Genomic DNA, 13984 nt, shown 5'->3' with positions numbered 1-13984 from the left:
ATCTGGGGATTCTCCAGCCAGGCTAAGAATTTGCCCTTGCCCGTTGTAAGTGAGGTCTCCGCGTCACACTTCTCGATTCGACGACATTTGCTCTTAATGCAGACACGACGGGCGTTTATTCAGCGGGCGGCTACCCTTGCGGGTGGGCTGGGCTCGTTTTCTCTTCCGGACTCGCTTCTGAAGGCGCTGAGCATTGAACCGGCTGAGGGGAGCACGTTCGCGGATGCAGAGCATGTGGTGATTCTCATGCAGGAGAACCGCTCCTTTGACCATGTCTATGGGACGCTGCGCGGGGTGCGGGGCTTTGACGACCCCCGGGCGGTGGAGACGCCGGGAGGGAATCCGGTGTGGCTGCAGACGGACAGGCAGGGCAAGACGTATGCGCCGTTTGGACTGAACATTCATGAGACCAAGTCCACCTGGATGAGGGATCTGCCGCATGATCGCATGTCCCAGGTGGCGGCGACCAACAAGGGCAAGCATGACCAGTGGCTGTACGAGAAGCGGTCACGGGTGAAGGATTACGCGGACATGCCGCTAACGCTGGGATACTATGACCGGCGGGATGTGCCCTTTTATTATGCCTTTGCGGATGCCTTCACGGTCTGCGATCAGCACTTCTCTTCGATCCAGTCGTGCACCACTCCCAACCGGTTGTTCCTCTGGACGGGGACCAATCGCGATCCACGGGATCCCTCCGCAGAGGTCCGGGTGGAGAACTATCAAATCGACCACGACTCATCTGCGGACTGGCCCACCTTTCCGGAGCGGCTGGAGGAACAGGGGATCTCGTGGAAGTTCTACCAAAACGAACTCTACATCCCCACCGGGCTGGATCATGAGGCGGAGCCCTGGTTGTGCAACTTTGGGGACAATCCCCTGGAATACTTCTCCCAGTATCATCTGCGCTTTCATCCGGCGCGCATGACGTTTGTCAGGAAACGTGCGGAAGAACTGCGAGGGCTGCTGGCTGCCGCCATGGAGATGCCTCCGCCCCCTTCACCAGAAGAAGCGGCCAAGGCGGAGAAACTGGCTGCGCGGCGGCGTGCGGAACTGGCCAAACTGGAGGCGGAGATCGCGCAATACACGCCAGAGGGCTACGCCGCGCTGACGCCGAAGCAACGGAGCCTCCATGAGCGCGCGTTCGTCACGAATACGGCGGACCCGCAGCATCGGGAGATGGAAACGCTGCGCTACCGCGAAGGCGAGGAAGAGCGTGAGGTGAAGGTGCCAGCCGGGGATGTGTTGTTCCAGTTCCGCAAAGACGTGACGGAGGGCAAGCTGCCCGCGGTGTCCTGGCTGGCGGCTCCTGAGGTGTTTTCAGATCACCCCTCAGCGCCATGGTATGGGGCTTGGTATGTCTCGGAGGTGCTGGACATCCTGACGCAGAATCCGGAAGTGTGGAAGAAGACGGTGTTCATCCTCACCTATGACGAGAACGACGGGTACTACGATCACGTCCCAACCTTTGTCCCCCCGCACACAGAGCAGCCTGCTACGGGGGCGGCGTCGAAGGGGATGGACACGACCCTGGAGTTCGATGACCTGGGGCATGCCATTGGGCTGGGCTACCGGGTGCCGATGGTGATTGCCTCACCTTGGTCGCGGGGCGGGAACGTCTGCTCCCAAGTGTTTGACCACACATCCGTCCTCCAGTTTCTGGAGGTGTTCGTGCACAACATGTCCGGAAAGACGATCACGGAGACCAACATCAGCCCATGGCGGCGCGCGATCTGTGGCGACCTCACCTCGGCGTTTAGGAAATTACCCGAGGACGGCGCGGCGAACCCCGAGGCACTGAAGCGGGATGGGGTGGTGGAGCAGATTCATCGAAGCCAGTACAAGGGATTGCCGGAATCTTTCCGCAGCCTGAGTGCCGAGGAGATCGAGGAGGTTCGGAGCAAGCCGACGGAGTCACTCCTGCTCGCGAGACAGGAGAAGGGGCAGCGGGCATCCTGTGCGCTCCCTTATGAATTGAAGGCGGACGGGCGTGTGGATCGAAAGGCGGGCACCTTTGAAGTAACATTTGAGGCCGGGAATCAGACCTTTGGCCCGAAGGCCGCCGGGGCGGCGTTTCAAGTGTTCGCACCTGGGAACTATGGCCCGGAAGAGGACCCGGCTCTTGGGGAAACCGAGCCTCCGTTTGAAAAAGGCCGCCGCTGGTCGTTCGCGGTGAGCGCGGGGGACCGGGTGTCTTATGCGTGGAAATTGAGCGCGTTTGAATTCGAGCAATACCACCTCCGAGCCTATGGCCCGAATGGGTTCTATCGCGAGTTTCGTGGTGCGTTGGATGGCCCCGCGGTGGAGGTTGGGTTTGATGCGGAACGGAGTGGCGGCGACGGTGGCAGGCAGGCGGGCAAGCCGACGGGAAGGGGAGTGTTGCAAGCGGTCAACCGCGAGTCCTCCCGCGAAATGAAAGTGAGGTTGACCCATCACGTGGGGGCGGAGGCGGCGAGTGAGTATGCCCTGGCTCCCGGGCAGGGCGTTCGCATGGTGTTGGACTTTGCGGCGAGTGATCGTTGGTATGACTTCAGCGTGACGGTGGAGGGTGTTGAGGGATTCAGCAGACGGTACGCTGGCCGGATTGAGAACGGCGAGCCAGGCTTGAGTGATCCTGCGATCGGTCGGGGGAGAGGTGGCGAGGCATCGAATGTGGTGTGACAGCGTGGTTCGAGGAGTGCGTCGTGGGGGTGGAGGGTATGATGGGGGGAGTGCGCGGCTACGGCCTCCCCACCTGACCGGATCCGCCCGGTGTACCCAAGGTAGCCTCGCTCGAAGCTCGGCAACCTTGGGCTGTGGTACATATCCCTTTCGGCATCGACAATCGATCGAAATCGGAGCAGTGAAGCGGGGAAGTTGGATGCCGGAGGGCATGTCGCTGGCATCCGCTCCGGGATGCAATACTGAATCTGCGCTTCCGGAGGTATCAGTCGCCACGCTCCTTCAACCGTCCGGCTAATGGCTTTGATGCCTCCGGCATCGGGCAATCTGGCCTGGGCCACCATCAGATCGTCAAAGTCGATATGCCAACTTCCCGATGAGGGATCGAGGCATCCAAGTGTGTACGAAGATCCGCCACAGAGAAGGTAGAAGAGCCGTCCCGGCTCTTGGGCGTGCGGAGGGGAGAGGTTGAGTGTGGAAGGGGGATGTTGGCGGCGGTGGAATGCGACGAATGGGACATTGACGGCGTCGCGATGTCGGACTGGAAGCTTAGAGTTTTTCCATGTCGCAATCCTGAGTCTTCTGCAAGATGCAGAAGATGGCACGTTGGAAGCGTTCGCTCCCCAGTTGCCTTTGAGCAGTCTGTGCCGGGAAGTTTGGGGGGGCGCACGCATCTTGCGTGCCTGCCGGGAACGTCAGTCGAACAATGAGAGATCCCGACCGAAGCAAACAAGCCTCCGCTGACTGTCTCACGGTGAGAACACCTCACCAGCCGTCCCGAAAGCGGTGATGCTCACCGCAGTCCCAAAGCGGCTGCGCCGCCAGGTGTTGGCAGTGCTGGGGAGTGGAGGGCGTCTTGGAGCGTGAGGGGACCATGGGACGTTTGACTGAGGGCTTCTGCAAGATGCAGTAGACGGCACGCTGGAAGCGTACGCTCCCCCATGCCCCTGAGTTTCCCGTCCCCGGAACGTCAGTCAGCGCGTCGCACAATAGCGCGCAATCCACGGACCAACCCGCTTCATTCACCACTCGACGACCAATACTTCGATGTTCATGGACAACCCGGCAAGCATGATGCAGCCCCATGCGGCAAATCCCAAGGCTGGGACAATCGCAAACAACCCACCCAGGACAGGGAGCAGAGAGGCCAGATGGAAACCCACGCTGAGCGTGCTGCGTGAGGGACAATTGGGGTCATGGTAAACGCGAACCGTATTGCCACGCTTGAGCTCGTACAATGTGCTGGAGGGGGTGTAGTCCATTCGTCCATAGCAGGGATGAATGCTGTTTCCCTCGTGGCTGATGCCACCCACTTCATAGAGATAGCGCACTTGCACGAAATGTCCTCGATCTTGGGTTTGAGAGACCCGCACGATCTGCGATTCCTCGATAGTGGCGTGAGTGTGAGGCCAGCGTTTTGCCCGGATGCTGAGGAGGATTCTCTGACCGTGACGTGCGAGGATTCGCACGCCAAACCCAGCCAAAGCGAAGCTCAGCAGGGCGAAGACAATGGAAGCAGTGGACAGGGAGGTCATCAAGGCGGGTTGATTTTGCTCGTTGAACTTATCGGTCCCTGGATCTTCGAGAAGCACCATTGCTCGGGATCACCACCATACGGGGTGCAAAGTACCACCGTCGCGTAAAGGGTCCGATCAATACAAGTGATATCAAACCTGCAAACAGGATCAAGATGAGCCCGATGCAAAATTGCTGAATCAAGACCTCATTCACTCCCCTGGAGAGCGCGTTTTGATCTGGGTGCTCGGGATTGTAGAATACCCGGACCTGTCGCGCGGCTTTAAGTCTGGCAAAAATCTGGGAATGCTTTTCCTTGGGCTGGTAGCCATCGTATTCAATATGGATGGTGTTTCCGTGATAGGTCCTACCAAGGGCTTGAAATTGGTAGTGCACCTGAACGGTGTCGTTGATGCGCCAACTTCCTTTTCTTCGTGTTTTCTTTTTGGGAACCATTTTCGCTTCCAGCACGCGGGCAGAACCTTCCTGCCAAGACTGAGCGCGTACGGCCTGGAGCATGCCATGGGCTGAGCGCACGATCTTGTAAGAGCCTAGGCCGAATACTGCGCAGGCAAAAACGCCGAACAGCGCAAAGGGCAGCCAGCTCGGGCTCTTGCTTGAAGAAGTAGGAGACTGTTGTTTCATGCTTCCTCTTTTGGGGGGCGCTATTCCTTACAACGACACCCCGCGCTTCCAGGGAATGAAATCATCCTGGCCCAGTGACACGGCCTTGGGCACGGTGATGCCGCTGGCGGTGTCGAGGGTCAAGGTCAGTAACTCCTCACCCATGGTGAGGACGCTCTTCTCGCCGCGGATGATGGGGCCGGTGTCGAAGTCGATGACGTCACCCATGCGCTGGGCCAGCTCGGTGTTGGTGGCGATCTTGAGGGTGGGGCAGATGGGATTGCCCGTGGGGGTACCGAGGCCGGTGGAGAAGAGGATGACGGTGCAACCGGCTCCGGCGATGGCGGTGGTGGATTCCACATCGTTGCCCGGGGTGCAGACGAGGGAGAGCCCGGGCTTGGTGATGGGCTCGGCATAGTCCAGCACATCGGTGATCGGGGAGGTGCCGCCTTTCTTCGCGGCCCCGGCAGACTTGATGGCGTCGGTGATGAGGCCGTCGCGAATGTTGCCGGGCGAGGGGTTGGCATCGAAGCCGCTGCCGCACGCTTCAGCGGCGCGCTCATAGGTGCGCATGAGGTGGACAAAGCGATCCGCTAGGGCGGCATTGATGCAGCGGTCGCTCAGCTCCTGCTCGATGCCGCAGAGCTCCGGAAACTCGGAGAGGGCCACGGAGGCGCCCAGGGCTACCAGGAGGTCGGCGGTGTGGCCAATGGCAGGGTTCGCGGAAATGCCGGAGAACCCGTCGCTGCCGCCGCACTCCACGCCCACCACCAGATCACTCACCGGGCAGGGTTCGCGCTGGAGTTCATTGGCATCCCGCATGCCCAGGAAGGTGGTCTTGATGGCGCTGGCCATCATGTCCTGCTCGGAGAGGGCCTTCTGTTGCTCAAAGATATGCAGAGGCCGGGAGTGGCCGGGGTGGAACTTCTCCAGCGCCTGCTCCAGCATACTGACCTGGGCGTGCTGGCAGCCGAGGCTGAGCACGGTGGCTCCGGCGACATTGGGATGCGCAACGTAGCCCGCGAGCAGGTTGCAAAGCGCCTCCGCATCCTGGCGTGTGCCGCCGCAGCCCATGTCGTGCTCCAGGAACTTCACGCCATCCACATGAGGAAAGAGAGGCGCAGTCGCATGGGGACGGGATCCCAGGGCAACCGTTGATTCCTCGATTTCCAGCCGGGTGGCCCCTCCCTGGTGCAGTGCCGTCAGTTCCCGGGCGAATTGTTCGTAGGGTCCGGTGTGGGCATAGCCCAGTGCTCTCTGCAACGCCTCCTTCATGAAGGCGAGGTTGCGGTTCTCACAAAAGACAAGAGGGATGACCAGCCAGTAGTTCGCAGTGCCGGCGCGGGTCCCAGGGCGTTTGTATCCGTTGAAAGTGGTACGGCTCCAGTCAGACAAGCTGGGAGGTGTCCAGACCGTGTCGCGTTGTTTCCCGGAGAATCCGGCAGTGGCGTGCTGGAGGTTGTGCGTGTGCACCAGTTCCCCGGCGGCGATGGCGACCTTGGTGCGGCCCACGGTCACGCCGTACATCGTGACCAGCGCATCCTTGGCGAAGTCCCGGGCAGCGAACTTGTGCTTGGCACCGACCTGATGACGCAGCGTCCAGGCCTGGCCGTCCAGGGAGACTTGCTCCCCGGCCTGAAGCGGGCGGAGGGCGACGATGAGATCGTCAGCAGGGTGGATGCGCAGGATGGCAGGGGCGGCGGTGGTCGTCACGATCCCCCAAGATGAAATGAAGGGAGGGAAAATGCCAAGGCATTGTTTCCCTCCCTTCGACGAGGAGCAGTGTTGTCTGAAGCGGACGCTACGGGGCCGCGGCTGTGGCAGGGCGGGCGAGGGTGTTGGCCAGGGCGGCCTGCGTGCGTGCGCTGCGCCACTTCACCCAGAGCCAGGCACCGCCCACATAGACCAGGCCCAGCGGCGGGATCAGCATGCCTTCCAACGAGGGGTAGAGCCCCAGCCAGGTGCCCATCCAGGTGGGGATGTCCAGCCACGTGATGGGGTGGATGGGCAGCCAGCCGACGGTCTGGAACAGGCGGACGGTGGACCCGAGGAAGGTGACCAGCACGGTGATGACCAGCACGCCGGTGATGACCAGCAGGCGGCGGTAGGGGAGCTTGGCCCCGATGTAAAACACGCCAAGTCCCATGCCGCTGACGATGGCCAGACCGATGCTCAGGCCGATGAGCACAGGGCGGAGGCCTGCCTCCAGCAGGAGGGACTGGAGAAACAACACGGTCTCAAACCCCTCGCGGTAGATGGTGAGGAAGCCGACGCCGATCATGGCCATGTTGGCGCTGGCGGTCTCGCCCCCCGTGTTCACGGCGCGGGTCAGGCTGCGCAGCTTTGCGTTCCATTCCACCCAGTACATCTTGTGGAAGACCCAGTTCGTGACGATGAGCAGCACGAACACCGCCAGCACGGAGACCACGGCCTCCAGGGACTCGCCGTAGCGGCTCAGGGAGGTGATGATCATCCGGGACACGATGAAGGTGGCGACGGAAGCCAGCAGCGCGGCGAAGACGCCGATACCGATGTTCCGACGGATGCGGCGGTTCTCCCCACCACGCAGGCCAGCGACGAGTGCCGCCAGAATGACGACCGCCTCCAGGCCCTCGCGAGTGACGACGGAGATGGTGGTGTAAATGGCGGTGAGGGGTGAGATGGACATCTGCAACAGGGCCCCGCAGTCATTCATGCCGGCGAGGGCGGCTTCATAGGCTGCTGCCAGGGCGGGGCCGCTGGCGCGGGCATCGAGCGCGGCCTTGATGCCGGGCTGGCCTTTGGAGCCGTCCAGGAAGAGCTTCTCCGTACGCAGCGCCAGATCCGGATCGCGGGGCATGGTGCGGGCCTCGATCTCCAGGTCGAAGGTCGTGTAGGCCTCGAGGCGGAGGGACTCCGCGTCAGACCACTTGCCAGCGCGGGCGGCGGCGTGGGACTCGGAGAGCAGCGTGCGAATGTCGAGCATTGTTTCCGCGATCACCTCTGAGGCCTTGCCTTGACGGCGGAGGCTGATGCCGAAATGATCGGCCAGGATCTCCACGGCCTTGGCCGACTCGCGGTCCACGACAGAGGAGTCTGACTTGGCCTGAATGGCGGCTTCCATCTTCTCAATGGAGGCGCGCAGCGCCGGTTCGTATTGGGTGAAGATGTCACCGCGTTGGCGTTCCCACGGGGCGCGCAGTTCATCCAGAATCTGGCGGCTCTGGATCGTGAAGGTCTCCGCTTCCCGGTACTCAATGGGGATGACGATCTCCCCATCACGCACACCAGCGGAGTACTCCACGGGAACCAGCTTGAGCAGCTTGATGAGGAGACGCTCGCGACGGGTGACGTCTTCAGGGGTGAGTAGATTGGGCAGATCCCGGCGAATCTGGGAGGACCAGGCTTCAAAGGCGGGGGGCAGCCCGGCCTCGTCTGCCTTGGTGAGGGCCTGCCATGTGGCCATGTTCGGCACGGGCGGGGCGGTATCAGGTAAAACAATTTTCAGCAGGGGCGCAGGGAAGGCGGCGAGGGTCTGGATCTCACCGGTGCGGGTGGCGATCATCTCCGGCGTGCTGCGCTTCTGCTGAATGAGCCGCTGCAGGGCGTCGGTTTTCTCGCGGATCAGCGTGGTCTGCCACACCAGATACTCACGGGCGAGCAGTGCAGAAACGGCGTCACGCTGGGCGCCTTTTCCATGTTGGAGGGCCAGCACACCCTGAACGGCGTCCGCGTATTTGGGCAGTTGGATGAGGGCCCGCCATTCACGGGCGGCCTCCAGTTGTTCCTTCTGCTGGCGGTCCAGCATCTCCAGGGCATACACATGCTGGAGCAGGGCCTGCCTCTGGCCCAGCAACTGACCGGCTTCAGCGGTGGCCGGGGCTACCTCAGGAAGGCTGGCCTCCGTCCAGAGCTGCTGGGAGGAGGGAGATTGCAGGTTGGAGGTAAAACCTGCCACCGCCTGGCGGGTGCTGGACCAGGTTTCAGGAGTGACTTCACCGCCGTAGAGCTCGACGATGGCGGACTCAATGCCGCGCTGGACCTCCGCCGCAGCGTCCAGGACATCTGCCTGCACGCGGGGGAGAAGGGCCATGGCCAGCACGGCCATGGCGGGAAGAAGCCGGCGCATCAAGCCGGCATGGAAGCGATATTTCATGAAACTCAAACCAATGAGGAATTAGCCGGCCACCTGCACGCCCACGAGCGCCGCTGCCTGCTTGATCTGGGGCACCAACTTGTCGGTCTTGGCCTTGGCCTGGGCGGCCAGCTCGTCGATCTGTGCGGTCTTGAAGACCACCTTCTTCTCCTCAAGCTTCTCCAGCGCGTCCAGGAAGGCGAAGATATCTTTGAACCCGGAGTCCACGGCCTTGCCCAGGGCCTTGTCCTTGGCGGTCACCCCGCTCTGCACTGCCTGGTACATGACCGCGCAGCTCTTCATGATGCCCTGCATGTCTGAGATGCGGCTCACGGCGAAGAACCGGCCGGAGGCCTCCTCGCTGTAGCGGGACTCCTTCCAGTCCTCAAAGTAGTCGGAGAGCGTGGGCGTCATCGCCACCATGGCCTGGTAGCAGTCTTCCACGGTCGGCACCCAGGAGCGGGCATCGGCCAGCAGCTCGCCGATCTTCGCATTGGTATCCACGGCCACGGTGGTGAGCACCTCAGGGCGGGGGAGGGATTCGCGTGCGCCCACCTTGCCGTCGCCGTCCAGGTCAAAGGCCACCACCCACTTCTTGTTGCCGCCCCAGAGGGCGGGTTCGATGATATAAGTGAACCCGGCGCCTTCACGGTCGATCACGTCACCGGTGCTCAGCGTCAGCTTCAGCGGGGAGATCTCCTCCGGCTGCCCTTCGTCCTTGGGCAGGCCCGCATCAAGGTACACATCATAGTGGGCGAACTTGTCCACGCCAGCGACGATGCCTTCCACCGTCTCATAGCCAAAGCTGTCCATCGCTTTGTAGTTCTCCTGCATTTTTGCCACCAGTGCGGCCACTTCCGGCTTCTTGGTCGCCCAGGCCTTCTCCGGACCACCGGCAGCGCTGAGGATGGCGGCGTACTCGCTGGAGTTCTTCACGAACTCCTCAGAGGCGGCCTTCACCTTCACCAGAGTGTCCACGAGGTAGGATTTCACCTCACCCACCTCAGCCCCATGGGAGAGGGTGGGGGCAAGCACAGAAGAGGCGGCCAGAATGACAGAAGCGGCGTAGCGGTTCATAGGGGAATAGATGAGATTGAGTATCAAATGCATAGGCTCTGGTACGTCTCTGTGCAAGCTCAAGAACTGACCCGCCCTTGATCAGATGGAAATCTGTAGATTCGATTTGCCGATGCGTTTCAATCTCAAGTAAGAGTAGCAATCCCGAACAAAAGTTGTCCATTCCCCTCCTCACGCCCTGCCCATGCAAGCGATCCCGCTCACCCAGCTCAAGGATGGCTCCTCCGCCATCATCAAGGACATCCCGGTAGGGCATGATGAGCACATCACCCGCCTGCGGGAACTGGGGCTGGTGCCCGGGACAAAGATCCGCGTGGTGAGGCGCGCGCCTTTGGGAGACCCAATTGAAGTGGCCGTGCGGGGCTCCCGCATTGCCATGCGTCGTAGCGAGGCCCGCCACATCGAAATCCTTCCCGTTCAGGAATAGTCCGCCGTCATCTTTCCATGCCCGTTTCATCTGCCGCTCTGCCTGAGGCAGGGCCTTCCTCCGCCATCCGTGAGCCTGTGATTGCCATCGTTGGCAATCCCAACTGCGGGAAGTCCACCATCTTCAACGCCCTGACGGGTCTGAAGCAGAAGGTGGCGAACTACCCGGGTGTGACCGTGGAAAAGCGGGAGGGCTCGTGTTTCTCCCAGCATGGGAAACGTCTGCGCCTGCTGGATCTGCCCGGGGCCTACAGTCTGAACGCCCGCTCTCCTGATGAGGCCGTGGTGCGGGACGTACTGATGGGACGGCGCAAGGACACGCCGCGGCCGGATGCCGTGGTGCTGGTGGCGGATGCCTCCAACTTGGAGCGCAATCTGTATCTCACCACGCAGGTTCTGGAACTGGGCCTGCCCGCCATGCTCGTGTTGAACATGATGGATGTGGCCGAGGCCAAGAAGTGGCGCATCGACCTCAAAGAACTGGAGCAGCGGCTCGGCGTGCCCGTGGTGCCCATGCAGGCCACCAGCGGTAAAGGGCTGGTGGAGCTGAAGGCGGCTATGAGCCGACAGCTGCCCGTGCCCAAGCACACGCCCCCCATGCCAGCGGAGATCTCCGCGGCACTGGATGGCATCCGGCAGGATCTGACCAACGCGGGAGCCCTGCACGATACCGCTTCCTTGCTGGAGTCGCTCTATCTCATCTCGGATCACGATCCGCAGCACTACGGCATCGCCGATGCGCATATCAGCCGCATCTCCGCCTGTCACGATGGGCTGGAGAAGAAATTCCCCGGCTGGGAGGACCGGCTGGCCGGTGCCCGCTATGATGCGGTGGAATCCATCCTGAAGGACGTGCTGCGCCGTCCGGAGAAGGATGAGGCGACCTTCACAGACCGCATCGATGCGGTGCTGCTGAATCCCATCTTCGGTTTTGCGATCATGCTGTCGGCGATGGTGCTGCTGCTCTACACCATCTTTGCCCTGTCCGAGGCACCGATGGGTTGGATCGAGGGTGCCTTTGGTTGGGCGGGAGACTGGGTGAAGGGCCACATGGCTGAAGGGGATCTGCGGGATCTGCTGGTGGATGGCGTCATTGCCGGAGTCGGCGGCGTGGTCATCTTCCTGCCGCAGATCATGATCTTGTTCTTCTTCATCGGTCTGATGGAAGACACGGGCTACATGGCGCGCGTGGCCTTCATGATGGACCGGATCATGGGATGGGCAGGGCTCAATGGAAAGGCCTTCGTGCCTTTCTTGAGCGCCTATGCTTGTGCGGTGCCGGGCATCATGGCCACCCGTACCATTGCGAGCCTGAAGGATCGCATTGTGACCATCTTGGTGACCCCGCTGGCCAGCTGCTCTGCGCGTCTCCCAGTATACATGTTGATGATTGCGGCCATGTTCCCGGCCGGGCAGGTGGCCGCCTGGCAGAAGGCGCTGGTCCTGGTCTCCATGTACGCGCTCGGTACGCTGGGTGCATTCTGCTTCGGCTGGCTGTTCAACCGTACCATCATGCGTGGTGAGACCAGCCTCATGGTGCTGGAAATGCCGAGCTACAAGCGTCCTTCACTGAAGCATCTGGTGATCTACGTGCTTGAGCGTGCGCGCATTTTCATCCGTCGTGCGGGTACCGTGATCCTGGGCCTCACCATCATCCTCTGGGCGGCCATGAACTACCCGAAGACGGAAGGAGATCCCTCCTCCCAGGTGGCGCACAGCGTCGCCGGTATGGCCGGACATGCCATCGAGCCCGTGATCAAGCCGCTGGGCTTTGACTGGAAGATTGGCATTGGTTTGATCGCTAGCTTCGCCGCTCGTGAAGTGTTCAACAGCACCATGGGAGTGATCTATGCGGTGGAGAACTCCGATGAGGAGGACATCACCCCACTGCGTGAACACATGCAGGCCGAGACCTGGCCGGATGGTGCACCTGTGTACACCCCGCTGGTGTGCGTGAGCGTCATGGTCTTCTTCGTCTTTGCCATGCAGTGCCTGAGCACCGTGGCCGTGGTGAAGCGTGAGACCAACGGCTGGAAGTGGCCGCTTTTCCAGATCGCCTATATGACGGCAGCCGCCTACATCGCCAGTTTGATTGTCTACCAGGGCGGGCGATTACTGGGGTTCTAAAGCATTGAAACTGACGCCACGTTGACCCCGGCTGCGTATTCCAAGCACAGACCATGAATGCAGAACTCCAATCCTGGGCGGCCGGGGCGATTGTCCTGGCCACGGTGGCGATCTTTCTGACTCGTGTCCTGAAGGGGCGCAAGCGGAAGGCGGCGGGGAGTTGCGGCAGCAGTTGTGGCTGTAGCGGCGCGCCTGCCAAGAGCAAGGCCGTCAAGGGGTAGCCAGCCCTGCGATCATATCAGAGCGGTTTTTCGGGCGGGGGCAGCGGCAGTTGCCGCTTCAACTCATCTCTGGCCACGCGCAGCGCCCACGCGCGGGGTGAGAGAAACCACCAGCCTGACTCACGGCGTTTCCGCAGTGCCTTCTCAAGCGCTGCGATGGCCAGGACAGCCGACCTCGCGGGAAGCGCAGGTACAGGGACAGGTGCAACTGGGGATGGATAGTTTGCAGGGGCGGTGGCTGCCCCTCCAAAAGTGCCGCGGTTCCAGAGGCGTCTGATTTGGGAAAGGAGGTCGGTTCGAGGAACTTGAATCACGGGTCCTGACACCTGGTCCGGGGCTGGGCGGATGTTGCCCAGCGGGAAGATCTGGCATTTCTCCAGTGTCTTCAAATAAGGCCGATAGAGGGACACCTCGATCACTGGAGTGCAGTCGATCTCGTAGCGTCTCAGCCCGATATCATAAGTGTGGTCGCCCACCTGGGTGAGGTTGTGAAAGTGATAGAAGAGCAAGGGCCGGCCATCCACCAAGACACCATCGGACCCGGCCCGCAACGTATGTGACGCGATGTTCCAGGGGGCGAGGTCGGCACCCGGGTGCAGGATCACGTGTACGCCGGCGAAGAGGGAGGGGAACTGGTCCAGGTACTTCTGGTCGGCATAGCGGCCCTGCTCATCCAGCCGGTCATGGCACCACTCCAGACAGCGCTCCCGCCACCAGCGCAGGCATTGCAGCCCGTTTGCGGACCGGCGGAATCCCACCCAGCCCACGTTGTAGATGCCGTATTTTTCGCAGTCCTTCTTGGCGGGAGGGAAGCGGTGGGGGATGATCACCACATCGGCATTCCCCGCCTCAGCCCAGAGGGGCTCGGGTGAGCGGAAGAAGAACAGGTCCGCATCAAGGTAGGTGATGTTCCCGATCTCCGGCCGGGTATCCAGGAGATAACTGGGGAAACACGGAGAAGTGGTGAAGTAGTACTCCACGGTGCTGCGTTGCGGCTTCACGGCCAGCAGGGCGGGATCGTGCTGCTCCAGCTCGGAGAGGGGCACGAGCGTGACGTGCCTGAGGCGCAGCTTCTTGAGCAGCGCATAGGTCGCCTCATCCAGGCACAGGATCCAGAAATGAAAGTCTCCGGCGTGACGCAGGAGGGAGCGATGAAGCGCCAGTCCGCGGGGCGCGTAGCCCTTGTCGAAGCAGGTACAGTAGTGGTGCTTCATCTCCG

10 protein-coding genes are annotated in these 13984 nt (G+C 61.7%); 4 read left to right on the top strand and 6 right to left on the bottom strand.

Translation table 11 applies throughout. The features are described 5' to 3' along the window. Window positions 1-96 precede the first annotated feature (96 nt). A complete protein-coding gene (locus BV106_RS32025) occupies window positions 97-2661 on the top strand; it encodes a phospholipase C, phosphocholine-specific (protein ID WP_038171748.1) in 2565 nt (854 codons plus the stop codon). 1022 nt (window positions 2662-3683) lie between these two features. Here the strand turns inward: BV106_RS32025 and BV106_RS32020 are convergent. The 5 genes from BV106_RS32020 to BV106_RS32000 form a co-directional block, all read right to left on the bottom strand. Beyond that, complete coding sequence (locus BV106_RS32020) at window positions 3684-4196, bottom strand: DUF3592 domain-containing protein (protein ID WP_265596287.1); 513 nt, start codon at window positions 4194-4196, stop codon at window positions 3684-3686. A 28-nt stretch (window positions 4197-4224) separates the two neighbouring features. Further along, window positions 4225-4821, bottom strand: a complete 597-nt coding sequence (locus BV106_RS37845; RefSeq protein WP_081892509.1) for a DUF3592 domain-containing protein — start codon at window positions 4819-4821, stop codon at window positions 4225-4227. 27 nt (window positions 4822-4848) lie between these two features. Continuing rightward, complete coding sequence (locus BV106_RS32010; protein ID WP_051946692.1) at window positions 4849-6513, bottom strand: altronate dehydratase family protein; 1665 nt, start codon at window positions 6511-6513, stop codon at window positions 4849-4851. 88 nt (window positions 6514-6601) lie between these two features. Continuing rightward, window positions 6602-8935, bottom strand: a complete 2334-nt coding sequence (locus BV106_RS36580; protein ID WP_051946688.1) for an FTR1 family protein — start codon at window positions 8933-8935, stop codon at window positions 6602-6604. A 21-nt stretch (window positions 8936-8956) separates the two neighbouring features. Continuing rightward, window positions 8957-9991 (bottom strand): imelysin family protein, encoded by a 1035-nt coding sequence (locus BV106_RS32000; protein WP_038171744.1) that lies wholly within the window; start codon window positions 9989-9991, stop codon window positions 8957-8959. 184 nt (window positions 9992-10175) lie between these two features. Here BV106_RS32000 and BV106_RS31995 point away from each other — a divergent pair, with 184 nt between their 5' ends. From BV106_RS31995 to BV106_RS39090, 3 genes are read left to right on the top strand one after another with little or no spacing between them, the layout of a single operon-like run. Next, window positions 10176-10418, top strand: a complete 243-nt coding sequence (locus tag BV106_RS31995; protein ID WP_009959875.1) for a FeoA family protein — start codon at window positions 10176-10178, stop codon at window positions 10416-10418. Between the two features lie 17 nt (window positions 10419-10435). Next, complete coding sequence (gene feoB / locus BV106_RS31990; protein WP_038171742.1) at window positions 10436-12544, top strand: ferrous iron transport protein B; 2109 nt, start codon at window positions 10436-10438, stop codon at window positions 12542-12544. Window positions 12545-12597: 53 nt separating this feature from the next. Next, window positions 12598-12765 (top strand): FeoB-associated Cys-rich membrane protein, encoded by a 168-nt coding sequence (locus BV106_RS39090; RefSeq protein ID WP_265596286.1) that lies wholly within the window; start codon window positions 12598-12600, stop codon window positions 12763-12765. A gap of 17 nt (window positions 12766-12782) precedes the next feature. Here BV106_RS39090 and BV106_RS36575 read toward each other — a convergent pair whose 3' ends face one another. Continuing rightward, window positions 12783-13979 carry a hypothetical protein gene (locus BV106_RS36575; RefSeq protein WP_051946685.1) on the bottom strand — a complete coding sequence of 399 codons (1197 nt, stop codon included), beginning with the start codon at window positions 13977-13979 and terminating at the stop codon, window positions 12783-12785. Window positions 13980-13984: the final 5 nt, after the last annotated feature.

The organism is Verrucomicrobium sp. BvORR106 (assembly GCF_000739655.1).
In the GTDB taxonomy this organism is placed as follows: Bacteria; Verrucomicrobiota; Verrucomicrobiia; order Verrucomicrobiales; family Verrucomicrobiaceae; genus Verrucomicrobium.
The sequence above is the reverse complement of the archived record's forward strand: the minus strand, read 5'-3'. Positions and strand labels throughout refer to the sequence as shown.